The following is a 23799-nucleotide window of genomic DNA, read 5'->3' as shown; positions in this document are numbered from 1 at the left end:
TTTATTCTCGGCCAATCATCAAGTTATCTTGTTTAGGTTTAGCAACGAAAGGCGACAACCGGCTCTGTGAACGAAAACTAGGAATAGTCTTAATATTTATTTAAGTAAATAAGGATTCGTGACGCTTTTTAAGAATAGCCTTTAAGCTCACAGGGATTATATCGCTTATTTAAACAAGAGAAAATAAACGAAATCGCAATAAGCGATTTTTATGATTTTTTTCCAGAAAAAAGGCCGCTTGCGCGGCCTTATCTTTAGGAATGTATCAATGATGCTCAACTGAGTGGCTATGTTCAACATCTTCGTTCTTGCGGCTAAAGCGGCGGCGGACCACCACAAAGAACACCGGAACAAAGAAGATAGCCAATACGGTTGCCGTGACCATCCCGCCCATTACGCCAGTACCGACGGCGTTCTGCGCGCCACTACCTGCACCGGAGCTGATAACCAGTGGCATTACGCCGAGGATAAAGGCTAATGATGTCATCAGAATCGGACGTAAACGCATGCGAACTGCATCCAGAGTCGCTTCTACCAGACCTTTACCTTCTTTATCCATCAAGTCTTTGGCGAATTCGACGATCAATATCGCGTTCTTCGCCGACAACCCAATGGTTGTGAGCAGGCCCACCTGGAAGTAAACGTCGTTGGTCAAACCACGGAACGTTGCCGCCAGCAGCGCACCGATAACCCCCAGCGGAACGACCAGCATAACGGAGAATGGAATTGACCAGCTCTCGTACAATGCCGCCAGACACAGGAAGACGACGATCAGTGAAATCGCATACAGGGCAGGTGCCTGATTACCGGACAGTCGTTCCTGGTAGGACATACCTGTCCAGTCATAGCCGATACCGGATGGCAGTTTGCTGGCCAGTTGCTCCATCATTGCCATCGCTTCACCGGTACTTTTACCCGGTGCGGCCTGGCCTAAGATTTCCATGGACGGCAGACCGTTATAGCGTTCCAGACGCGGTGAACCATATTCCCAACGTGAGGAAGAGAAAGCCGAGAACGGCACCATTTGTCCATCGCTACCGCGGACATACCAGTTTCCAATATCTTCCGGCAACATACGGTATTTGGCTTCAGACATGACGTAAACTTTCTTCACACGACCACGGTCGATGAAGTCGTTCACGTAGCTTCCGCCCCAAGCAGCGCCCAGCGTTGTATTAATGTCACTAATGGAAACACCCAGAGCCTGCGCTTTTTCCTGATCGATATCGATCTTGAATTGCGGAGTATCTTCCAGACCGTTAGGACGTACGCCCACTAACAGATCAGGATGTTTCGCGACTTCACCAAACAGTTGGTTACGCGCCTGAGTCAATTTTTCATGGCCCAGACCGGCCTGGTCAATCAACTGGAAGTCGAAACCAGTCGCGGTGCCCAGTTCTACGATTGCTGGCAGGTTAAAGGCGAATACCATGGCGTCTTTAATCTGCGAGAACGCCCCCATCGCACGCTGAGTAATCGCTTCTACCTTGTTCTCTTCACCTGGACGTTCACTCCAGTCTTTCAGAGAGACGAAGGCGATACCGGTGTTCTGACCACGACCAGCAAAGCCGAAGCCGTTAACCGCAAACACCGATTCAACGTTCGCTTTTTCTTTGGTCAGGTAGTAATCCGTCATTTCGTCCAGCACCTTCTGGGTACGCTCTTGCGTTGCACCCGCGGGTAGCTGAGCCATAGAAAGGAATACCCCCTGGTCTTCATCAGGCAGGAAGGAGCTTGGCAGACGAACGAACAGATAGGCCATACCCACGACGATGATCAGATACAGCGCCAGATAACGACCGGTGCTGCGCAGAATACCGCCCACACTGTCGGTGTAATGGTGCGTGCTCTTATCGAACATGCGGTTAAACCAGCCGAAGAAGCCTTTTTTGCCTTCTCCGTGATCGCCCTTAGCAATCGGTTTAAGCATTGTTGCACACAGGGCAGGGGTCAGAATCAACGCCACCAGTACAGACAACGCCATTGCGGAAACAATGGTGATGGAGAACTGACGGTAAATCGCACCGGTAGAACCCCCGAAGAAGGCCATTGGGATAAATACCGCGGACAATACCATCGCGATACCCACCAATGCGCCCTGAATCTGGCCCATTGATTTACGCGTTGCTTCTTTCGGTGGTAGCCCTTCTTCAGCCATGACACGTTCAACGTTCTCGACCACCACGATGGCGTCATCCACCAACAGGCCGATGGCGAGCACCATCCCGAACATCGTTAGCGTGTTTATCGAGAAGCCGAAAATCGCCAGCACAGCAAAAGTACCCAACAAGACGACCGGGACGGCGATGGTCGGAATCAACGTCGCGCGGAAGTTCTGCAGGAACAGATACATAACCAGGAACACGAGGATGATTGCTTCCGCCAGCGTCTTCACTACTTCGTGAATAGAGATTTTCACGAACGGTGTTGTGTCATACGGATAAACAATTTTCAGGCCTGACGGGAAGAACGGCTCCATCTTCTTCAGTTCTTCGCGGATGGCCGCTGCGGTATCCAGGGCGTTCGCACCGGTAGCCAGTTTGATACCCAGACCAGACGCAGGCTTGCCGTTGAACTTCGCAATGATGTCGTAGTTCTCGCCGCCCAGTTCGACTTTCGCGACGTCACGCAGACGTACCTGAGAGCCATCCTGATTCACTTTCAGCAGAATTTTGCTGAACTCATCTGCGGAGGTCAGACGGGTTTGCGCGATGATCGACGCGTTAAGTTGCTGGCCTTTCACCGGCGGCGTACCGCCTAACTGACCGGCTGCAACCTGGGCGTTCTGCGCTTTAATGGCGCTGATCACATCAACTGGCGTGAGTTGGAAGTTGTTCAGTTTATTCGGATCCATCCAGATACGCATCGCGTACTGGGAACCGAACAGCTGCACATCGCCCACACCTGAAGTACGGCTGATCGCATCCTTCATGTTGGCGCCCACGTAGTCGGAAATATCCTCCTGCGTCATGGTGCCGTTGGTGTTGATGACGCCGACAACCATCAGGAAGCTACTGGACGATTTCTCGACGCTCACGCCCTGTTGTTGTACTTCCTGCGGCAGCAGCGGCATCGCCAGCTGCAGTTTGTTCTGCACCTGAACCTGCGCAATGTCAGCATCAGTACCTGACTGGAATGTCAGGGTGATCTGAACCGTACCGGTTGAGTCACTGTTAGAGGACATGTACATCAGGTTATCGATACCGTTCATATTCTGTTCGATAACCTGCGTAACAGTATCCTGTACTGTTTTGGCATCAGCGCCAGGGTAGGTCGCGGAGATCGTCACTGCTGGCGGTGCAATAGTCGGATATTGCGCCACCGGCAATTTGAGGATCGCGAGCCCCCCTGCCAACATGATGATAATGGCGATCACCCACGCAAATATGGGGCGATCGATAAAGAAATTAGGCATGTCTTAACGGCTCCTGTTTAAGTTAAGACTTGGACTGCTCAGACTGGCTACCGCTTGCGCCTTGCTGGTTGTTATCCGCGGTGATTTCCTGCGCTTTTACCTGCGCGCCAGGACGTACTTTTTGCAGCCCTGTGACAATCACGCGGTCGCCCGGCTTAAGTCCATCAGTGACTAACCATTTGTCGCCAATCGCTTGTGCGGCGACAATTTGACGCGTTTCAACTTTGTCATCAGCACCGATAACCAACGCACTGGCTTCACCGCGTGGTGTACGGGTCACGCCTTGCTGCGGAACCAGTATTGCCGTTGGGTTAACCCCTTCTTCCAGACGGGCACGGACGAACATACCCGGCAGTAAGGTGTGATCCGGGTTCGGGAAGATTGCGCGTAACGTAATCGATCCGGTGGTTTGATCTACCGTCACATCAGAAAATTCCAGCGTACCGGACTGCGGGAATTTAATACCGTCGCTGGTGACCAGTTCGACTTTCGCTTTACCGTTCTCTTGTTTCAGCGTGCCATTGGCCAACTCTTGTTTCAGGCGCAGGAAGTCGTTACTTGACTGCGTTACGTCCACATAGATGGGATCCAACTGCTGAACGGTCGCCAGTGCGGTCGCCTGACCGTTTTGCACCAGAGCGCCTTCCGTAACGGATGATTTACCAATGCGACCGCTGATCGGCGATGTCACTTTGGTATAAGCCAGATTGATGCGCGCAGTTTCTACCGCGGCTTTCGCAGCGACAACAGCAGCGTTCGCCTGCTGTGCATCTGCCTGTGCGCTATCATAGTCCTGTTGACTGATGTACTTCGTACCTAACAGTTTCTGATAACGTTTAACCGTCAGCTGAGCGATATTTGCTGCGGCTTGTGCCTTGGCCAGATCGCCTTTTGCGCTTTCATAAGCGGCCTGGTAAGTAGCAGGATCAATCTGATAGAGAGACACACCCGCTTCAATGTCGCCGCCTTCTGTGAAATTACGCTTCAGGATGATGCCGCTAACCTGAGGGCGAACTTCTGCAATGCGGTAAGCACTGGTGCGACCCGGGAGTTCAGTGGTGATCTGTAGAGGTTCAGTTTTGAGTGTCACAACTCCAACCTCTGGCATCTGCTGGCCCCCTTGTTGGGCCTGTTTGTCGTCACATCCTGTTAGCGCTAAGCTGCCTGAGAGCATCAGAACGACTGCCAGAGGCGTTAACCCTCTGTTTTTGTTCATATGTAAACCTCGAGTGTCCGATTTCAAATTGATCAATGGCTGAAAGCCCATAAACCCATTGCTGCGTTTATATTATCGTCGTGCTATGGTACATACATTCACAAATGTATGTAAATCTAACGCCTGTAAATTCACTGACCTATGGCACGAAAAACCAAACAACAAGCACAGGAAACACGACAGCACATTCTCGATGTCGCTCTGCGTTTGTTTTCGCAACAAGGGGTCTCATCCACCTCGCTTGCGGAGATCGCAAAAGCCGCTGGTGTAACTCGCGGTGCTATCTATTGGCATTTCAAAAACAAGTCGGATTTATTCAGTGAAATCTGGGAGCTGGCAAAACCTAACATTGATGAGTTAGAAACTGAGTATCAGGCAAAATTCCCCGACGATCCACTATCAGTATTAAGAGAAATTTTAATTTACGTTCTTGAAACTACCGTGACAGAAGAACGCCGACGTTTATTGATGGAGATTATATTCCACAAATGCGAATTTGTCGGGGAAATAGCATCAGTTCAGTTAGTCGAACGTAGTCTGTGCCTGGAAAACTATGACCGTATAGAAAAAACGTTACGCCACTGTATGGATGTCAACATGCTGCCGGAAAACCTGAACACCCGTCGTGTAGCGGTGTTAATGCGTAGCTATATTTCCGGGATCATGGAGAACTGGTTATTTGCCCCCGAATCTTTTGATCTGAAGAATGAGGCTCGCCACTACGTGGCGGTGTTGCTGGAGATGTGCCTGCTTTGTCCAACCTTGCGCCTGCAGACAGGGGAGACACGCTAACTTACCATTTCTGCGCCAGGAATTCTCCTGGAGGGTTTCCCTCCTGCTATTCTGTCCGTCACAGCCGTGATATTCTTGCCGCTTGACTATTTTCGGTCACTTTCCCGGTTCAGAAACGTTCATTCTCATGACTATGTTGCAGCTCTATAAACGTTCACAGCATCTTATTGCTATAAGCATTCTTTTCTTCATTCTATTGCTGTCCAGCCAGTCATCAGCATTTGCGCGAGCGCAACAGAATGGTGAACTGCCGACAAAAGTGGATATTCAGAGCCAGTTGGATGCGCTGAATAAACAAAAAGATCTTTCCGCGCAGGACAAACTGGTTCAGCAGGATCTCATCGATACTATCGCCACGCTGGATAAAATAGATCGCGTGAAAGATGAGACCGTACAGCTTCGCCAGAAAGTGGCTCAGGCGCCGGAGAAAATGCGCCAGGCAACGGATGCGTTGAATTCACTCAGCGATGTCGATAATGACGATGAAACGCGGAAAACGCTGAGTACGCTCTCCCTGCGCCAGCTTGAATCTCGTGTCGCACAGGTGCTGGACGATCTGCAAAGCGCGCAAAACGACCTTGCAGCATACAACAGTCAGTTGGTTTCGCTGCAAACGCAGCCAGAGCGCGTGCAAAATGCGATGTACACCGCATCACAGCAAATGCAGCAAATTCGCAATCGCCTGGATGGAACTAATGTGGGTGAGGCGGCATTACGCCCCAGCCAACAGGTGTTGCTGCAGGCGCAGCAAGCGTTGCTGAGCGCGCAGATCGATCAACAGCGTAAGAGTCTGGAAGGCAACACGGTTTTGCAGGATACCTTGCAGAAACAGCGTGATTATGTAACGGCGAATACGAATCGTCTTGAACATCAGCTTCAGTTGCTGCAGGAAGCGGTGAACAGCAAACGTCTGACGCTAACCGAAAAGACGGCTCAGGAAGCGGTAACACCAGACGAAGCGGCGCGTATCCAGACCAACCCGCTGGTTAAACAAGAACTTGATATTAACCATCAGCTCAGTCAGCGTCTGATATCTGCCACCGAAAACGGCAACACGCTGATGCAGCAAAACATTAAAGTCAAAAACTGGCTTGATCGTGCGCTGCAATCTGAACGCAATATTAAAGAACAAATCGCCGTGCTGAAAGGCAGCCTGCTGTTGTCACGCATTCTGTACCAGCAACAACAAACGCTGCCGTCGGCGGATGAACTTGCCGACATGACCAACCGGATCGCCGACTTGCGTCTGGAGCAGTTCGAGGTTAACCAGCAGCGTGATGCACTATTCCAGAATGATGCGTTTGTCGCCAGGCTAGAAGAAGGGCACAGCAATGAAGTGAATGGCGAAGTCCATGATGCCCTGCTGCAGGTTGTGGATATGCGTCGTGAACTGTTGGACCAGTTGAATAAGCAGTTGGGTAACCAATTGATGATGGCCATTAACCTGCAAATTAATCAACAGCAGTTAATGAGCGTATCGAAAAACCTGAAAGGGATCCTCACGCAGCAAATCTTCTGGGTAAACAGTAACCGCCCGATGGACTGGGACTGGATCAAGGCGTTCCCGCAAACGCTCAAAGACCAGTTTAAGTCGATGAAAATTACCGTGAACTGGGAAAAAGCCTGGCCGGCGGTATTCATTGCGTTCCTGGCCGGTCTGCCGTTGCTGCTTATTGCCGGGCTCATCCGCTGGCGTCTTAAATGGCTGAAAGAGTATCAGGCAAAACTCGCCGCGGCGGTGGGGAATTTGCGTAATGACAGCCAACTCAACACGCCAAAAGCGATACTGATTGATTTGATCAGAGCCTTACCCGCATGTCTGATTATTCTCGCTGTAGGCTTAATTCTGCTGACGATGCAATTAAACGTCAGCGATCTGCTGTGGGCATTCAGTAAGAAGATGACCGTTTTCTGGCTGGTGTTCGGTCTGTGCTGGAAGGTACTGGAAAAAGATGGCGTGGCGATACGTCATTTTGGCATGCCAGCGAAGCAGACCAGCCACTGGCGTCGCCAGATTGTGCGTATTAGCCTTGCGCTGTTGCCGCTTAACTTCTGGTCGGTTATTGCTGAACTGTCGCCGCTTAATCTGATGGATGATGTGTTAGGGCAAGTCGTTATTTTCCTTAACCTGCTGCTGATTGCCTTCCTGGTGTGGCCAATGTGCCGTGAAAGCTGGCGTGACAAAGAGTCGCATGGTCTGCGTCTGGTCACTATTACCGTGTTGTCTATTATCCCGCTTGCGTTGATGGTGCTGACGGCGACTGGTTATTTCTATACCACGCTGCGCCTGTCCGGTCGTTGGATTGAAACGGTTTATCTGGTTATTGTCTGGAACCTGCTTTACCAGACGGTGCTGCGTGGGTTGAGCGTGGCGGCACGCCGCATCGCCTGGCGTCGTGCGTTGGCGCGTCGCCAGAATCTGGTGAAAGAAGGGGCCGAAGGCGCAGAACCGCAGGAAGAACCGACCATAGCGCTGGAACAGGTAAACCAGCAAACGCTGCGTATTACGATGCTGTTGATGGTGGCTCTGTTTGGTGTTCTGTTCTGGGCAATCTGGTCCGATCTGATCACCGTGTTTAGTTATCTCGACAGCATTACGCTTTGGCATTACAACGGTACTGAAGCGGGAGCTGCAGTGGTGAAAGATGTCACCATGGGCAGTTTGTTGTTTGCCATTATTGCCTCGATGGTGGCGTGGGCACTGATCCGCAACTTACCTGGTTTGCTCGAAGTGCTGGTGCTTTCACGCCTGAAAATGCGCCAGGGCGCATCGTATGCCATCACCACGATCCTCAATTACGCGATTATCGCTATCGGGGCAATGACAGTCTTCGGATCGCTCGGCGTATCGTGGGACAAACTCCAGTGGCTGGCAGCGGCCCTGTCGGTTGGTCTGGGTTTTGGCTTACAGGAAATCTTCGGTAACTTTGTCTCGGGTCTGATTATTCTGTTTGAACGTCCGGTACGTATTGGCGATACGGTTACCATTGGTACGTTCTCTGGTACGGTCAGCAAGATCCGTATTCGTGCAACAACGATTACCGACTTCGATCGCAAAGAGGTCATTATCCCGAATAAGGCTTTTGTGACGGAGCGTCTGATCAACTGGTCACTGTCTGATACCACCACACGATTGGTTATTCGTATTGGTGTGGCTTATGGTTCAGATCTGGATAAAGTGAAGAAAGTACTGCTGCAGGCGGCAACGGAACATCCGAAAGTGATGCACGATCCGGAGCCGGCAGTGTTCTTTACTGCTTTCGGTGCCAGCACGTTGGATCATGAACTGCGTTTATACGTTCGTGAACTGCGGGATCGCAGCCACACGGTCGATGAACTGAACCGCGCGGTTGATCGTTTATGCCGTGAAAACAATATTGATATCGCCTTTAACCAACTCGAAGTGCACCTGCATAATGCCAAAGGTGACACAGTGACGGAGGTTAAGCGTGACATCATCAAAGGTGACGATCCGACGCCAGCCGTTGGTTGAGGGTGAGCTAAACGTCTTATCCGGCCTGTGAGCTTCGATTCATTCGTAGGCCGGATAATGCACCACCGAAAGGCCATTTCAGCTACCGCTCTTTTTTTGATAAAGAGAGCTGTTTCTTCTCGTAATCCCGCTTCACAATCTCCAGAGCTTTCAGTACGGTTTCAGGTTCCACCTGATTCTCTTCAAGCAAAACAATTAAATCGACGGCCAATTTGACGTCGTCCGGGGCGTTTTCAAGAGACATACATTCTCCGGTGATTAGCGGGTTAAACGCGCCAGCACGTTTTCAATCCTTGCCAGCGCATGACGGCAGCGTGCCAGCCGTGCTTCGAACGCCTCGACTTCTCGGTGCAACTTTTGCTGCTCCTCTAACCCCGAGGCCTGAGCTAATCGCTCTTTACGTTCACGAGTCATCTCAACCAGACGCCGCTCAAATTCCTGATGCTGAACGCGTTTGCGCTGCCAGCGGGCAAGACCCGGCGAGGCGCTGTCCCACTCCCTCAGTGACCAGGTGGCGGATTCGCGTGAAATCGCTTCTAACTGTGAGGCGAGATGTTCCGCAAGCCAGGCAATTTGCGGTAATTGTTGTTGCTCAACGGCACGCCGCAGGGCGGCAAGATTATCGCCAGCTTCATCCAGACAAGCCTGCAACAGCGTGCTGCGAGTACGAAAAAGATGACGATCGAAACGGGCGCTGAGCGTTGCGTGATGAGCCTGGGGCGCACATTGCTGGCGCAGGCTGTTGAGTTGACTTTCGAGCTTCTGTAGTAGCATGACGGTTTTCACGACAACACTCCGATGAAAATGAGAACTGTTATGCTAAAGTAGCGATTCTCTGTGTTAAGTACTCATATTATGCAACGCATTATTCTAATCATCATTGGCTGGATAGCGGTAGTGTTAGGCACGTTGGGCGTTGTATTGCCACTGTTGCCTACCACGCCATTTATCCTGCTGGCCGCCTGGTGTTTTGCTCGTTCATCGCCTCGCTTTCACGCCTGGCTGCTTTATCGTTCGTGGTTCGGTGGTTATTTGCGCCATTGGCAAAAACACCGCGCGATGCCGCCGGGAGCAAAACCTCGCGCTATTTTGTTGATCGTGCTGACATTTAGCGTTTCGCTGTGGTTCGTTAATATGTTGTGGGTTCGCGTGCTGCTGCTGGTGATTCTCACCTGTTTGCTGATTTTTATGTGGCGAATCCCGGTGGTTGATGAAAAGCAATAAAAGCACTGAAGCACAATAATCGCTGTTGCAATTGTCTCTCACAGCCAGTAAATTCGACCGTTTTCGAGCACAGGCGCAGGTGGTCAAAGGTTAAGCAAGTGTAACTTTGACTCTTATATAGACACAAAATCATTCAAGTCGCGTCGAGACGGCACTGAATGAATCCCCGGAGCTTACATCAGTAAGTGACTGGGATGAATGAAGGTAGCCAATCAAAAGGCCGCTTGAAGGATAAAGTGTATAGTGCGCCGTGAAGTAATACTGTATTAATCAGGCACAAACTTATGACCGCGACTGCACAGCAGCTTGAGTTTCTCAAAAATAGCATCAAAAGCATCCACGACTACCCGAAACCGGGCATTCTTTTCCGTGATGTCACCAGTTTGCTGGAAGACCCGAAAGCGTACGCGCTCAGCATCGAATTGCTGGTTGAGCGTTACAAAAATGCCGGTATTACCAAAGTGGTCGGTACCGAAGCGCGTGGCTTCCTGTTTGGCGCACCGGTCGCGTTGGGCCTGGGCGTCGGGTTTGTTCCCGTGCGTAAACCGCGTAAGCTTCCGCGTGAAGTCATTGCTGAGAGCTACGAGCTGGAATACGGCACCGATCAGCTGGAAATCCACGTTGATGCCATCAAACCAGGCGATAAAGTTCTGGTCGTTGACGACCTGCTGGCAACCGGTGGCACGATTGAAGCGACCGTGAAGCTGATCCGTCGTCTGGGCGGCGAAGTGACCGATGCCGCTTTTATCATTAATCTGTTCGATCTGGGCGGCGAACAACGTCTGGAAAAACAGGGGCTGACCTGTTACAGCCTGGTCCCATTCCCGGGCCACTAAGTTCGGACTCTCTTTTTTGCCATTCTGGCTCCGGTCAGTGCTCAAAATCCTCACGTACTACGTGTACGCTCCGGTTTCTGCGCGCTGCCCGAAACCAAACTGGCTGCAACGATAACGCCCGAATATAACGTGTCAACCTCGCCGTCGGTGCGAGGTTGTGTTAGCATTACCCTCTTGTGAATCCACCCTCCAGCCTTTCAGAGCCTGCCAATGAGTTATCAGGTCTTAGCCCGAAAATGGCGCCCACAAACCTTTGCTGACGTCGTCGGCCAGGAACATGTGCTGACGGCACTGGCGAACGGCTTGTCGTTAGGGCGTATTCATCATGCATATCTTTTTTCTGGCACCCGTGGCGTCGGAAAAACCTCGATCGCCCGTTTGTTGGCGAAGGGACTGAACTGTGAAACCGGCATCACGGCTACGCCTTGTGGTGTGTGTGATAACTGCCGCGAAATCGAGCAGGGGCGTTTTGTCGATCTGATTGAGATCGATGCTGCGTCGCGCACCAAAGTCGAAGACACCCGCGATCTGCTGGATAACGTCCAGTATGCGCCAGCGCGCGGTCGCTTTAAGGTCTATCTGATCGACGAAGTGCACATGCTGTCGCGTCACAGTTTTAACGCGTTACTGAAAACGCTCGAAGAGCCGCCGGCGCACGTCAAATTCCTGCTGGCGACCACCGATCCGCAAAAACTGCCGGTTACTATCCTGTCACGTTGTCTGCAATTCCACCTCAAGGCGTTGGATGTTGAGCAGATTCGTCATCAGCTTGAGCATATCCTCAATGAAGAGCACATCGCTCATGAGCCTCGTGCGCTGCAGTTGCTGGCCCGTGCAGCGGATGGCAGCCTGCGTGATGCGCTAAGTCTGACCGATCAGGCGATTGCCAGCGGCGATGGACAGGTCTCTACCCAGGCGGTGAGCACCATGCTCGGTACGCTGGATGACGATCAGGCGCTGTCGCTCGTTGAGGCGGTTGTTTCTGCGGATGGTGAGCGCGTCATGACGCTGCTGCACGACGCCGCCGCGCGCGGTATTGAATGGGAAGCGTTGTTGGTTGAGATGTCGGCCTTGCTGCATCGTATTGCGATGGTACAGCTTTCACCCGCCGCGCTTGGCAGTGATATGGCTGCAATTGAGCAGCGTTTACGCGAGCTGGCGCGGACCGTACCTCCGACCGATGTGCAGCTTTACTACCAGACGTTGTTAATTGGGCGCAAAGAATTACCGTATGCGCCAGACCGACGTATGGGGGTAGAAATGACGCTGTTGCGTGCGCTGGCTTTTCATCCGCGCCTGCCGCTTCCGGAGCCTGAAGTCCCGCGACAGTCGTTTGCCCCGGTCGCACCCACCGCGGTGATGACCCCAACGCCGGTCCCACCACAACAGTCTGCACCGGTGCATCATGATGTGCCGTTATCTGACGCCACCAGCCAGGTGCTGGCGGCACGTAGTCAGTTGCAGCGCGCTCAGGGAGCAACCAAACCAAAAAAGAGTGAACCGGCAGCCGCTTCCCGCGCGCGGCCGGTGAATAATGCTGCGCTGGAAAGACTGGCTTCGGTGTCTGAACGTGTTCAGGCGCGTCCGGCTGTCTCCGCACTGGAACAAACGCCGACGAAAAAAGAAGCCTACCGCTGGAAAGCAACCAATCCAGTTGCAGAAGTCAAAGAAGAGGTCGCCACGCCGAAAGCGCTGAAAAAAGCGCTGGAGCACGAAAAAACGCCAGAGCTGGCTGCAAAGCTTGCGGCTGAAGCTATTGAGCGCGACCCCTGGGCTGCGCAGGTGAGTCAGCTTTCGTTGCCCAAACTGGTGGAGCAGGTAGCGCTGAACGCCTGGAAAGAAGAAAATGGCAATGTGGTTTGCCTGCATCTGCGTTCAACGCAGCGCCATCTTAATTCCAGCGGCGCGCAGCAAAAACTGGCCGAAGCATTGAGTACCTTAACGGGGTCAACGGTTGAATTGACCATCGTTGAAGATGATAATCCAGCGGTGCGCACGCCGCTGGAGTGGCGTCAGGCCATTTACGAAGAGAAACTCGCGCAGGCGCGTGAGTCGATTATTGCGGATAATAACATTCAGACGCTGCGTCGTTTTTTCGACGCGGACCTGGACGAAGAGAGTATTCGCCCCATTTGATCGTCAGCCTAATGGTTTGACGGTCGTCATCCCTTAACGTGATTGAGAGAGAAGCCTATGTTTGGTAAAGGCGGTCTGGGTAACCTGATGAAACAGGCCCAGCAGATGCAAGAAAAAATGCAGCAGATGCAGGAAGAAGTCGCCAGGCTGGAAGTCACCGGTGAATCTGGCGCAGGTCTGGTGAAAGTGACCATCAACGGCGCGCATAACTGCCGTCGCGTGGAGATCGATCCAAGCCTGCTGGAAGACGACAAAGAGATGCTGGAAGATCTGGTTGCTGCAGCATTCAACGATGCGGCACGTCGCATTGAAGAAACGCAGAAAGAGAAAATGGCCTCCGTTTCCTCCGGTATGCAGCTGCCACCTGGCTTTAAGATGCCGTTCTGATGCAAACCAGCCCGCTGTTAACTCAGCTTATGGAAGCATTGCGCTGTCTGCCGGGCGTTGGCCCGAAGTCGGCGCAGCGCATGGCGTTCACGCTCCTGCAGCGCGATCGCAGCGGCGGGATGCGTCTGGCGCAGGCGTTAACGAAAGCGATGTCGGAAATCGGCCACTGTGCCGATTGCCGCACCTTTACGGAGCAAGACGTCTGCAACATCTGTTCAAACCCGCGTCGCCAGGAAAATGGTCAGATTTGTGTGGTGGAGAGTCCTGCGGACATCTATGCCATTGAACAAACAGGGCAGTTTTCCGGACGTTACTTTGTGCTGATGGGACACCTGTCGCCGCTGGATGGCATCGGGCCTGATGATATCGGGCTCGATCGTCTGGAGCAGCGACTGGCGTCTGAACACATCAACGAACTGATCCTGGCGACCAATCCCACGGTTGAAGGAGAGGCAACCGCCAACTATATTGCTGAGCTTTGTATGCAATATGGCGTTGAAGCCAGCCGTATCGCCCATGGCGTACCGGTAGGCGGCGAGCTGGAAATGGTCGACGGTACGACACTGTCGCACTCTCTGGCAGGACGACACAAGATTAAATTCTGAACAAACGGAGGCCGCGACGGCGGCTTCCGCTTGAAATCCTACCCGCTTGTCCCCATTTCACCCTCAACGTGTTTTTACCATTAAAAATGGCATTGTTGAGGTAGATCTACATGAAAGGACAAGAAACTCGTGGTTTTCAGTCAGAAGTAAAACAGCTTCTGCACCTGATGATCCATTCTCTGTATTCCAATAAAGAAATCTTCCTGCGTGAGCTTATCTCTAACGCCTCGGATGCGGCAGACAAGCTGCGTTTCCGCGCCCTGTCTAATCCGGACCTGTATGAAGGTGATGGTGAGCTGCGTGTGCGTGTTTCCTTCGATAAAGATAAGCGTACGTTGACCATTGCTGATAACGGCGTGGGGATGAATCGTGATGACGTTATCGATCATCTGGGAACCATCGCGAAATCTGGTACGAAATCTTTCCTCGAATCCATGGGCTCCGATCAGGCAAAAGACAGCCAGTTGATCGGCCAGTTCGGGGTTGGCTTCTACTCCGCGTTTATTGTGGCGGATAAAGTTACTGTGCGTACCCGTGCTGCGGGTGATAAGCCTGAAAACGGTGTGTTCTGGGAATCTGCGGGCGAAGGTGAATACACTGTTGCCGACATTACCAAAGAAGACCGCGGTACCGAAATCACTCTGCACCTGCGTGAAGGGGAAGACGAGTTCCTGGATGACTGGCGCGTGCGTTCCATCATCAGCAAATATTCCGATCATATCGCGCTGCCGGTAGAGATTGAAAAACAGGAAGAAAAAGACGGTGAAACCGTTGTTTCCTGGGAGAAAATCAACAAGGCACAGGCGCTGTGGACGCGTAACAAGTCAGAAATCAAAGACGACGAATACAACGAATTCTACAAGCATATCGCGCACGACTTCACCGATCCGCTGACCTGGAGCCACAACCGTGTGGAAGGTAAGCAGGAATACACCAGCCTGCTGTACATCCCGTCACAGGCCCCGTGGGATATGTGGAACCGCGATCACAAGCACGGTCTGAAACTGTATGTCCAGCGCGTGTTCATCATGGATGACGCCGAGCAGTTCATGCCGAACTATCTGCGCTTTGTGCGCGGTCTGATAGATTCCAACGATCTGCCGCTGAACGTGTCCCGTGAGATCCTGCAGGACAGCACTGTCACCCGTAATCTGCGCAGCGCGCTGACTAAACGCGTGTTGCAGATGCTGGAAAAACTGGCGAAAGACGATGCAGAAAAATACCAGACCTTCTGGAAACAGTTCGGCCTGGTACTGAAAGAAGGTCCGGCGGAAGACCACGCGAACCAGGAAACCATCGCTAAGCTGATGCGCTTTGCCTCCACGCACACCGACTCTTCTGCGCAGACTGTGTCGCTGGAAGACTACGTGTCGCGGATGAAAGAAGGTCAGGAGAAGATCTACTACATTACTGCAGACAGCTATGCGGCGGCGAAGAGCAGCCCACACCTGGAGCTGCTGCGTAAGAAAGGCATCGAAGTCCTGCTGCTTTCTGACCGCATCGATGAGTGGATGATGAACTATCTGACCGAGTTCGATGGCAAACCGTTCCAGTCCGTAGCCAAAGCTGACGAGTCCATCGACAAGCTGGCGGATGAAGTTGACGAATCGGCAAAAGAGGCGGAAAAAGCGCTGACGCCGTTTGTTGAGCGCGTGAAAACCCTGCTGGGCGATCGTGTGAAAGAGGTGCGTCTGACGCACCGTCTGACCGATACGCCAGCGATTGTCACCACTGACGCAGACGAAATGAGCACCCAGATGGCGAAGCTGTTTGCCGCTGCGGGCCAGGCTGTACCGGAAGTGAAATACATCTTTGAACTGAACCCGGACCACGTGTTGGTAAAACGCACGGCGGATACTCAGGACGAAGCTCAGTTTAAAGAGTGGGTCGAACTGCTGCTGGATCAGGCGTTGTTTGCTGAGCGCGGTACGCTGGAAGACCCTAACCAGTTCATCCGTCGCATGAACCAACTGCTGGTTTCCTGAGTTCGATATGCCGGATAGTGACGCTGTGCGTCTTATCCGGCACAGGAGCAGGTTTCGTCTGTAAGCCCGATAAGCGTAGCGCTATCGGGCAATTTTTTATCTTCTCTTTTCTTAATTTTCCTCCGTTAACCGTTTCAGCGTCAGGCGTCTTTCTTGAGCCAATTGCGTGATGGTGGTATCGTTTAGCGCTTTTTAAAAAATATCGACAACCTTTAAGGGGATTTTCGTAATGCGTATCATTCTGCTTGGCGCTCCGGGCGCGGGTAAAGGAACTCAGGCTCAGTTCATCATGGAGAAATATGGTATTCCGCAAATCTCCACCGGTGATATGCTGCGTGCCGCCGTGAAATCTGGCTCCGAGCTGGGCAAACAAGCGAAAGACATCATGGACGCCGGTAAGCTGGTGACTGATGAGCTGGTGATCGCGCTGGTAAAAGAGCGTATTGCTCAGGAAGACTGCCGTAATGGTTTCCTGCTGGACGGCTTCCCGCGTACTATCCCGCAGGCTGATGCCATGAAAGAAGCGGGCATCAATGTGGACTACGTTCTGGAGTTTGACGTTCCGGACGAACTGATCGTTGATCGTATCGTTGGTCGTCGCGTACACGCTGCTTCTGGCCGCGTTTACCACATCAAATTCAATCCGCCTAAGGTGGAAGGTAAAGACGACGTGACCGGCGAAGAGCTGACCACCCGTAAAGACGATCAGGAAGAGACCGTACGTAAGCGCCTGGTGGAATACCATCAGATGACGGCTCCGCTGATCGGCTACTACTCTAAAGAAGCGCAGGCGGGTAACACCAAATACGCGAAAGTTGACGGCACTCAGGCCGTGGCTGACGTTCGCGCAGCGCTGGAAAAAATCCTCGGTTAATTTTTTCGCGGTTAATGCCGGATAGCGGTGTACACACCTTATCCGGCCTACGATTTTTTATAGGGCTGATAAGCGCAGCACTATCAGGCAAATTCTTACTTTACCTCTCACAGCAATTAGTTCTTCTTCCCCGCTTTTCCGCTACAATTATCAACAATTTGAATCGATAAGAGGCGGTAATGCGTCAGACGAAAACCGGTATCCTGCTGGCTAATCTCGGCACTCCCGATGCCCCAACCCCTGAAGCTGTTAAACGTTACCTGCGCCAGTTTTTGAGCGACACCCGCGTAGTTGATACGTCCCGTCTACTGTGGTGGCCGTTGCTGCGTGGTGTGATCCTGCCGTTGCGTGCGCCGCGAGTGGCAAAGCTGTACCAGTCAATCTGGATGGAGGACGGTTCTCCACTGATGGTTTACAGTCGGGCACAGCAGCAGGCACTGGCGGAGCGTTTACCCGATACGCCCGTCGCACTGGGAATGAGTTACGGTTCACCTTCGCTGGAAAGTGCGGTTGATGAATTGCTGGCCAGCGGCGTTGACCACATTGTGGTGTTAACGCTGTACCCGCAATACTCCTGTTCGACGGTAGCCGCCGTATGGGACGAACTGGCACGTATCCTGGCGCGTAAGCGCGGTATTCCTGGGGTTTCCTTTATCCGTGATTACGCGGACGACAACAGCTATATTGATGCGCTGGCCAAAAGTGCCCGCGATTCGTTTGCACAGCACGGTGAACCCGATTTACTGCTGCTTTCTTATCACGGTATTCCACAACGCTATGCTGATGAAGGCGACGATTATCCGCAGCGCTGCCGTGATACCACCCGGGAACTGGTCTCTGCGCTTGGCTTAGCCCCGGAGAAAGTAATGATGACCTTCCAGTCTCGCTTTGGCCGTGAGCCGTGGCTGACGCCATATACTGACGAAACGTTAAAAATGCTGGCGGAGAAAGGGACCGGACATATCCAGGTGATGTGCCCAGGCTTTGCCGCAGATTGTCTTGAAACACTGGAAGAGATTGCGGTGCAAAACCGGGAAATTTTCCTTGAGGCGGGGGGTAAGAAATATGCGTATATTCCGGCGCTGAATGCCGCGCCGGAGCATATCGAAATGATGGTTAAACTGACCGAAGCCTACCGCTAAAGCTGTTGCTTAAAGAAACGCGCGCCATCCTGCAGAGCCTCATCGGCGGTTTTCATCATCCGCGAATAATGCAGGAAGGCGTGCAGCATGCCGGGGTACATTTGATACTGACAGGTCTGCTGATGCGCATGCAGCGTCTGGAAAAGTAACCGGCTGTCATCAATCAACGGATCGAACTCGGCGCTGGCGATAAAGCAGGGTGGCACGTCGTGCGTAAGATCGTTATTAAACAGGCAATAATACGGCGACTCACGATCGTCGGCGCTACGCAGATAGGCGTTTTCGTACATCTGCAGATCCTCACGCCCTAAGCCATCCCATGCTCCGCCCATCAGTCGGCGGCTAAGCGAATCCTGCAGACCATACAGCCCGTACCATAACAGTACGGCAATGACCTTGCCGCAGGGGACCTGTTTATCACGCAACCACAACGCACTGGCGAGTGCCAGCATGGCGCCTGCGGAATCGCCGGCAAAACCAATATGTTTCACATTGAGAGAATAATCGTCGGCGTGGTGATGGAAATATTGGCAGACGGCGACAATCTCTTCGATGGCTTGCGGGAAGCGCGCTTCTGGCGACAGTGAGTAGTCGATGCCAATAACAGTGCACTGCGTGTAGTGCGCCAGTAGACGCATAATGCGATCGTGCGTATCCAGATTACCGAGAATAAAGCCGCCGCCGTGTAAATAATATAGCGTGGCCTGGCTGTGAGGCTGCGGTGAGTAAATACGTGTGTTAACAGAGCCATAGTGGGTGGAAACTGCGCACTCCTGAGTGCTCATTTGCGGTGCATTAGCATTCCAGAATTGCCGTTCATGTATGTAGTACTTTCGTTGAGCCACGATATCATCGGCAGCGGGCCATGGTGGCAGGTCATCGCGATGAAAATTCACCACGACCTTCATTTCATCTGAAATTCTGTCGAGTACGGGGATCTTGTTATCCGGCTTCATAAAACGCTCCTTGTGGACGATGATTTATTGTAGAAACTGAGACCGGATAAACTGCGATCCCGCCGTCCGATATTGAAACTTAGCGCCGCATCGCATGCATATCCGGTAATGTGCTACCATGCATCGCTCAGTTAACCACCCATATAGTCGACCATGAAATTTCCCGGTAAACGTAAATCCAAACACTATTTCCCCGTCAGCGCGCGCGATCCGTTGCTGCAACAAATTCAGCCTGAAAATGAGACCAGCGCGGCCTGGGTAGTCGGTATCGACCAAACGCTGGTGGATATTGAAGCCAAAGTGGATGATGATTTTGTAAAACGTTATGGATTAAGCGCCGGGCACTCGCTGGTGATTGAAGATGATGTTGCGGAAGCTCTCTACCAGGAGCTGGTACGCGAAAACCTGATCACCCATCAGTTTGCAGGTGGCACCATCGGTAACACCATGCATAACTACTCCGTGCTGGCAGATGACCGCTCGGTACTGTTGGGTGTGATGTGCAGCAATATCGAGATTGGTAGCTACGCGTATCGCTATTTATGCAACACCTCCAGCCGCACCGATTTGAACTATCTACAGGGTGTAGATGGCCCGATTGGCCGTTGCTTTACGCTGATTGGTGAATCCGGCGAGCGCACATTTGCCATCAGCCCCGGTCACATGAACCAGTTGCGCGCGGATAGCATCCCTGAATCGGTGATTGCCGGGGCTTCCGCACTGGTTCTGACCTCCTATCTGGTACGCTGTAAGCCGGGCGAACCGATGCCGGAAGCGACCATGAAGGCGATTGAATTTGCCAAAAAGCACAACGTTCCGGTGGTACTGACACTGGGGACCAAATTCGTTATTGCGGATAACCCGCAGTGGTGGCAGGAATTTCTGAAAGAGAATGTCTCTATTCTGGCGATGAATGAAGAAGAAGCTGAAGCGCTGACCGGTGAAAACGATCCGCTGCTGGCGTCAGATAAAGCACTGGATTGGGTGGATTTAGTCTTGTGTACTGCCGGGCCGGTGGGGCTGTATATGGCCGGCTTTACTGAAGACGAGGCGAAACGCAAAACTCAGCATCCGCTGCTGCCAGGCGCTATCGCTGAATTCAACCAGTACGAATTCAGCCGCGCAATGCGCCATAAAGATTGTACGAATCCGCTGCGTGTTTATTCACATATCGCGCCATATATGGGCGGGCCGGAAAAAATCATGAACACTAACGGCGCGGGCGACGGTGCATTGGCTGCATTGCTGCATGATATTACAGCGAACAGCTATCACCGTGGCAATGTACCTAACTCCAGCAAGCACAAATATACCTGGCTGACTTATTCATCTTTAGCCCAGGTGTGTAAATATGCTAACCGCGTGAGTTATCAGGTGCTGAATCAGCATTCACCGCGTCTGACGCGTGGTTTGCCGGAGCGTGAAGACAGTCTCGAAGAGTCGTACTGGGATCGTTGAGTTACTGCCCGATAGCGCTATCGCTTATCGGGTCTACGCAGAACATGGCAAAATAGATGCCGGATAAGCAGCGATAACGCCATCCGGCAACGCAAAACTAGCTGGCAGTGGCAACGTCACCTGCTGGCGGTGTTTCAATCAGTTCCAGCATAGTGCGTGCGATTTCACGTTCACCCATCACCACCTGATTGGCACCACGCTCAGTGATGTACTCAACCTCATCGTCATAATGCGCGCGGGCGATAATCTCAATCGAAGGGCATTTCTCACGTGCGGAAGCGACAATCTCTCCTGCTTCATAACCATTGGGGATGGTCAGCAGCAGCCAGCGCGCGCAGTCCAGATGCGCCAGATTCATGATCTCTTCGTTGGCCGCATTGCCCAGCACGGCACGGATCCCACGTTCACGCAGTTCATCCACGCGGGTACGCGATGTTTCAATAACGACCAGCGGGATACCCGCCGCCATCAGTTTTTCACCTAACAGGCTGCCGACACGACCAAAACCGACCAGCAGGGCATGATTACAAATATCAACCGGGATCTGTTTCTCTTCTTCGATAGCCTCTTCCAGAGTCTGCTCTTCAAGTGTTTCGGTTTTGGCGAGATATTTTTCTAATACCGCAAACAGCACCGGGTTGAGCATAATGGAGAGAATCGCACCTGCCAGCACCAGGTTTTGTCCGGCTTGTGGTAACAGGTTCAGTGCCATACCAAGGCCCGCCAGGATAAAGGCAAATTCACCAATCTGCGCCAGGCTGGTAGCAATGGTGAGCGCTGTACGCTGAGAGTGACCAAACAGGCGTACCAGGAAGTAGGCAGCGACGGATTTACCGAAGATAATAATTGCCAGTGTACCCAGCACGGCCAGAGGCTGCTGGATCAGGACTAACGGATCAAACAGCATACCGACAGAAACAAAGAACAGTACGGCGAAAGCATCGCGTAGCGGTAGGGTATCGTGCGCTGCGCGGTGGCTCAATTCTGACTCGTTCAGCACCATACCGGCAAAGAACGCGCCCAGTGCAAAGGAAACATCGAACAGCTCCACCGCGCCAAAGGCGATACCCAGCGCCAACGCCAGCACCGACAGGGTAAACAGTTCGCGGGAACCGGTTGCGGCGCTGCGGGCCATAATCCATGGCACCAGGCGACGACCAACCAGCATCATAATGGCGATAAACGCCACGACCTTACCGATAGTGATGCCCATATCCACGGCCAGCGAAGTAAAGCCGACATCTTCTTTTTCCAGCATTCCGGCGACAGCAGGCAGGAGAACCAGCGTCAGCACCATCATCAGGTCTTCGACAATCAGCCAGCCAATGGCGATTTGCCCGCGCTGGCTGTCAATGAGTTGCCGTTCTTCAAGCGCACGCAGTAGCACCACGGTACTGGCGGTTGAAAGACACAGACCAAACACGATACCGACCATCAGCGACCAGCCTAATACGGCAGAAAGCGCCATGCCCAGCAGTGTTGCTACCGCTATCTGGGCAATCGCGCCGGGAATGGCAATAGACTTTACCGCCATCAAATCCTTCAGGGAAAAGTGCAGCCCGACGCCGAACATCAACAGGATTACACCAAGTTCAGCCAGTTCAGGCGCGAGCTTGGTATCAGCAACAAAACCAGGTGTAAATGGACCGGCCAGAACGCCCGCTAACAGATATCCCACCAGAGGAGAAATACGCAGTTTATTGGCAATCATGCCTAATATAAAAGCGAGCACAAGGCCGCCGACAATGGTGGTGATAAGCGGGGTGGCGTGATGCATTCCGTCTCCTTTGGTTGCTGTGTTGATCCTGAAAACCCAAATTCCGAGTAATAGTTTATGACAATTTTAATGTTTATGTTTATGAATAATTATTGAATTTTGATGAAAATAGGATTTTAAGCGTAAAAAAGCACGGATCGGAAAACTACGAGGAGATGTATGAGGCAAAGGCTGATGCTCACTGTAAGTGATGACGGCCAAAGTTTACTTTTGGCCGTCAGAAAATCAGGCTTTATGTCGGTTATCAGGTAAGAATATGGTCAGTATCCCAAGGAGAGGCAGGAAAGCACATATTTTATAGACCAAATCGATACTGGTATGGTCGGCAATCAGCCCTAACACCGCGGCACCCAAGCCGCCCATGCCGAAGGCAAAACCGAAAAATAGCCCGGAAACCATGCCGATACGCCCCGGAAGTAGCTCCTGTGCATAGACCAGAATGGCAGAAAAGGCCGATGCGAGGATAAAACCAATGATCACGGTTAAAATCCCAGTCCATTCAAGGGTTGCATAGGGCAAAATGAGGGTAAACGGCGCTACGCCGAGGATAGAGCCCCAAATAACATATTTTCTGCCAATCTTATCGCCTAATGGCCCTCCAATTACCGTCCCGGCCGCAACGGCAAACAGGAAGGCAAACAGGTGGAACTGGGCATTTTGTACCGATAATCCGAATTTTTGCATCAGATAAAAGGTGTAATAGCTACTGATGCTCGCCATATAGAAGTATTTGGAGAAAATCAGCACCAGCAGAATACCCACCGCCAGTACCACTTTATTTCGTGGTAGCGGATTGACGATGGCGACCTTCGGTTTTCCTTTACTCATCCGATGTTGTGCGGCGTACCAACGGCTAATCTGTGCCAGTACAACAATCGCCAGCAGGGCCGCCAGCACGAACCAGGCCACATTACCCTTACCATATGGCGCGATGATGACAGCGGCCAGTAGTGGCCCCAGAGAACTACCGAAGTTACCACCGACCTGGAAAATAGATTGCGCCAACCCATGACGGCCACCGGAGGCCATACGTGCCACGCGAGAGGATTCCGGGTGGAACACTGAAGACCCGGTACCGACCAGCGCTGCGGCGAGCAAAACCATATGGAAACTGCCTGCCATCGCCAGTAGCACAAGCCCACTCAGCGTGAAGCACATTCCAATAGGTAGCGACCATGGCATCGGGTATTTGTCCGTCCAGTAGCCGACAACCGGTTGCAGCAGCGAGGAGGCGAGCTGGAAGGTTAGCGTAATCATCCCGATCTGCATAAACGTCAGTGAAAATTCTGACTGTAAAAGCGGATAAATCGCCAGAATCAGTGATTGGATCATATCGTTTAGCAGATGAGAGAGACTGATCGCCCCTAAAATGCCAAATGAGGTGCGTGCTTTAGCAACCGACGCTGACGCGCCAGCCACTGGCTGGGTTGGTTCACTTATTGCCATAGAAAGTCACTTCTGTTTGGGTTGCGATTATGAGGGTAATCTAATTTGTTATTATTA

General features: G+C 52.3%; 18 protein-coding genes and 1 other annotated feature. Of the genes, 11 read left to right on the top strand and 7 right to left on the bottom strand.

The features are described 5' to 3' along the window. Positions 1-265 precede the first annotated feature (265 nt). Entirely contained in the window at positions 266-3415 is a 3150-nt protein-coding gene (gene acrB, locus ACLJXE_RS05945) for an efflux RND transporter permease AcrB (RefSeq protein WP_286628489.1), read from the bottom strand. Between the two features lie 22 nt (positions 3416-3437). Next, positions 3438-4631, bottom strand: coding sequence for a multidrug efflux RND transporter periplasmic adaptor subunit AcrA (gene acrA / locus ACLJXE_RS05940; RefSeq protein WP_286628487.1), 1194 nt, complete (start codon positions 4629-4631; stop codon positions 3438-3440). A 141-nt stretch (positions 4632-4772) separates the two neighbouring features. Here acrA and acrR point away from each other — a divergent pair, with 141 nt between their 5' ends. Together acrR and mscK are read left to right on the top strand one after the other, a co-directional pair. Then, on the top strand, positions 4773-5423 hold the full coding sequence (acrR, locus tag ACLJXE_RS05935) for a multidrug efflux transporter transcriptional repressor AcrR (RefSeq protein WP_048212409.1): 651 nt from the start codon (positions 4773-4775) through the stop codon (positions 5421-5423). Between the two features lie 127 nt (positions 5424-5550). Next, entirely contained in the window at positions 5551-8916 is a 3366-nt protein-coding gene (gene mscK / locus ACLJXE_RS05930) for a mechanosensitive channel MscK (protein ID WP_410750352.1), read from the top strand. Positions 8917-8998: 82 nt separating this feature from the next. Here the strand turns inward: mscK and rsmS are convergent, their stop codons facing one another. After that, positions 8999-9160, bottom strand: coding sequence for a pleiotropic regulatory protein RsmS (gene rsmS, locus ACLJXE_RS05925; RefSeq protein WP_286628485.1), 162 nt, complete (start codon positions 9158-9160; stop codon positions 8999-9001). Between the two features lie 14 nt (positions 9161-9174). Further along, positions 9175-9702, bottom strand: a complete 528-nt coding sequence (priC, locus tag ACLJXE_RS05920) for a primosomal replication protein N'' (RefSeq protein WP_410750351.1) — start codon at positions 9700-9702, stop codon at positions 9175-9177. A 69-nt stretch (positions 9703-9771) separates the two neighbouring features. Here priC and ACLJXE_RS05915 point away from each other — a divergent pair, with 69 nt between their 5' ends. The 8 genes from ACLJXE_RS05915 (at position 9772) to hemH (ending at position 18105) form a co-directional block, all read left to right on the top strand. Further along, complete coding sequence (locus tag ACLJXE_RS05915; protein ID WP_410750350.1) at positions 9772-10140, top strand: DUF454 family protein; 369 nt, start codon at positions 9772-9774, stop codon at positions 10138-10140. 284 nt (positions 10141-10424) lie between these two features. Further along, positions 10425-10976, top strand: coding sequence for an adenine phosphoribosyltransferase (apt, locus tag ACLJXE_RS05910; RefSeq protein ID WP_006685676.1), 552 nt, complete (start codon positions 10425-10427; stop codon positions 10974-10976). Positions 10977-11186: 210 nt separating this feature from the next. Then, the gene (dnaX, locus tag ACLJXE_RS05905; protein ID WP_410750349.1) at positions 11187-13112 is read left to right on the top strand and encodes a DNA polymerase III subunit gamma/tau; all 1926 of its coding nucleotides are present in this window, start codon (positions 11187-11189) and stop codon (positions 13110-13112) included. Next, positions 12445-12509: a sequence feature (DnaX frameshifting element), on the top strand. Its footprint overlaps the gene before it by 65 nt. A gap of 57 nt (positions 13113-13169) precedes the next feature. Further along, positions 13170-13499: a YbaB/EbfC family nucleoid-associated protein gene (locus ACLJXE_RS05900; RefSeq protein ID WP_410750348.1), complete on the top strand. Its 330-nt coding sequence runs from the start codon at positions 13170-13172 to the stop codon at positions 13497-13499. Continuing rightward, positions 13499-14104 (top strand): recombination mediator RecR, encoded by a 606-nt coding sequence (gene recR / locus ACLJXE_RS05895; protein WP_079938353.1) that lies wholly within the window; start codon positions 13499-13501, stop codon positions 14102-14104. Before ACLJXE_RS05900 ends, recR begins: the two co-directional genes overlap by 1 nt. Positions 14105-14214: 110 nt before the next feature. Continuing rightward, positions 14215-16089, top strand: a complete 1875-nt coding sequence (gene htpG / locus ACLJXE_RS05890; protein ID WP_410750347.1) for a molecular chaperone HtpG — start codon at positions 14215-14217, stop codon at positions 16087-16089. Between the two features lie 229 nt (positions 16090-16318). Further along, positions 16319-16963, top strand: a complete 645-nt coding sequence (adk, locus tag ACLJXE_RS05885; protein WP_003021773.1) for an adenylate kinase — start codon at positions 16319-16321, stop codon at positions 16961-16963. A gap of 179 nt (positions 16964-17142) precedes the next feature. After that, positions 17143-18105, top strand: a complete 963-nt coding sequence (hemH, locus tag ACLJXE_RS05880) for a ferrochelatase (RefSeq protein ID WP_286628480.1) — start codon at positions 17143-17145, stop codon at positions 18103-18105. Here the strand turns inward: hemH and aes are convergent. Then, the gene (gene aes / locus ACLJXE_RS05875) at positions 18102-19061 is read right to left on the bottom strand and encodes an acetyl esterase (RefSeq protein ID WP_410750346.1); all 960 of its coding nucleotides are present in this window, start codon (positions 19059-19061) and stop codon (positions 18102-18104) included. The genes hemH and aes overlap by 4 nt on opposite strands. Positions 19062-19214: 153 nt before the next feature. Here aes and gsk point away from each other — a divergent pair, with 153 nt between their 5' ends. Beyond that, a complete protein-coding gene (gsk, locus tag ACLJXE_RS05870; RefSeq protein WP_286628478.1) occupies positions 19215-20519 on the top strand; it encodes an inosine/guanosine kinase in 1305 nt (434 codons plus the stop codon). A gap of 97 nt (positions 20520-20616) precedes the next feature. On the opposite strand, the gene ybaL is transcribed toward gsk, so the two are convergent. Further along, positions 20617-22296: a YbaL family putative K(+) efflux transporter gene (gene ybaL, locus ACLJXE_RS05865; RefSeq protein WP_286628477.1), complete on the bottom strand. Its 1680-nt coding sequence runs from the start codon at positions 22294-22296 to the stop codon at positions 20617-20619. A gap of 225 nt (positions 22297-22521) precedes the next feature. Beyond that, positions 22522-23742, bottom strand: coding sequence for a fosmidomycin MFS transporter (gene fsr / locus ACLJXE_RS05860; RefSeq protein WP_121584311.1), 1221 nt, complete (start codon positions 23740-23742; stop codon positions 22522-22524). Positions 23743-23799: the final 57 nt, after the last annotated feature.

Source organism: Citrobacter sp. U14242, from assembly GCF_046555775.1.
Lineage (GTDB): Bacteria > Pseudomonadota > Gammaproteobacteria > Enterobacterales > Enterobacteriaceae > Citrobacter.
Note: the sequence above shows the minus strand (reverse complement) of the source record. Positions and strands in the feature narration are given on the sequence as shown.

Bases quoted from the DNA above. Each gene is read 5' to 3' on its own strand.
- acrB (WP_286628489.1), bottom strand. From the start codon at position 3,415: ATGCCTAATTTCTTTATCGATCGCCCCATATTTGCGTGGGTGATCGCC.
- acrA (WP_286628487.1), bottom strand. From the start codon at position 4,631: ATGAACAAAAACAGAGGGTTAACGCCTCTGGCAGTCGTTCTGATGCTC.
- acrR (WP_048212409.1), top strand. From the start codon at position 4,773: ATGGCACGAAAAACCAAACAACAAGCACAGGAAACACGACAGCACATT.
- mscK (WP_410750352.1), top strand. From the start codon at position 5,551: ATGACTATGTTGCAGCTCTATAAACGTTCACAGCATCTTATTGCTATA.
- rsmS (WP_286628485.1), bottom strand. From the start codon at position 9,160: ATGTCTCTTGAAAACGCCCCGGACGACGTCAAATTGGCCGTCGATTTA.
- ACLJXE_RS05915 (WP_410750350.1), top strand. From the start codon at position 9,772: ATGCAACGCATTATTCTAATCATCATTGGCTGGATAGCGGTAGTGTTA.
- apt (WP_006685676.1), top strand. From the start codon at position 10,425: ATGACCGCGACTGCACAGCAGCTTGAGTTTCTCAAAAATAGCATCAAA.
- dnaX (WP_410750349.1), top strand. From the start codon at position 11,187: ATGAGTTATCAGGTCTTAGCCCGAAAATGGCGCCCACAAACCTTTGCT.
- ACLJXE_RS05900 (WP_410750348.1), top strand. From the start codon at position 13,170: ATGTTTGGTAAAGGCGGTCTGGGTAACCTGATGAAACAGGCCCAGCAG.
- recR (WP_079938353.1), top strand. From the start codon at position 13,499: ATGCAAACCAGCCCGCTGTTAACTCAGCTTATGGAAGCATTGCGCTGT.
- htpG (WP_410750347.1), top strand. From the start codon at position 14,215: ATGAAAGGACAAGAAACTCGTGGTTTTCAGTCAGAAGTAAAACAGCTT.
- adk (WP_003021773.1), top strand. From the start codon at position 16,319: ATGCGTATCATTCTGCTTGGCGCTCCGGGCGCGGGTAAAGGAACTCAG.
- hemH (WP_286628480.1), top strand. From the start codon at position 17,143: ATGCGTCAGACGAAAACCGGTATCCTGCTGGCTAATCTCGGCACTCCC.
- aes (WP_410750346.1), bottom strand. From the start codon at position 19,061: ATGAAGCCGGATAACAAGATCCCCGTACTCGACAGAATTTCAGATGAA.
- gsk (WP_286628478.1), top strand. From the start codon at position 19,215: ATGAAATTTCCCGGTAAACGTAAATCCAAACACTATTTCCCCGTCAGC.
- ybaL (WP_286628477.1), bottom strand. From the start codon at position 22,296: ATGCATCACGCCACCCCGCTTATCACCACCATTGTCGGCGGCCTTGTG.
- fsr (WP_121584311.1), bottom strand. From the start codon at position 23,742: ATGGCAATAAGTGAACCAACCCAGCCAGTGGCTGGCGCGTCAGCGTCG.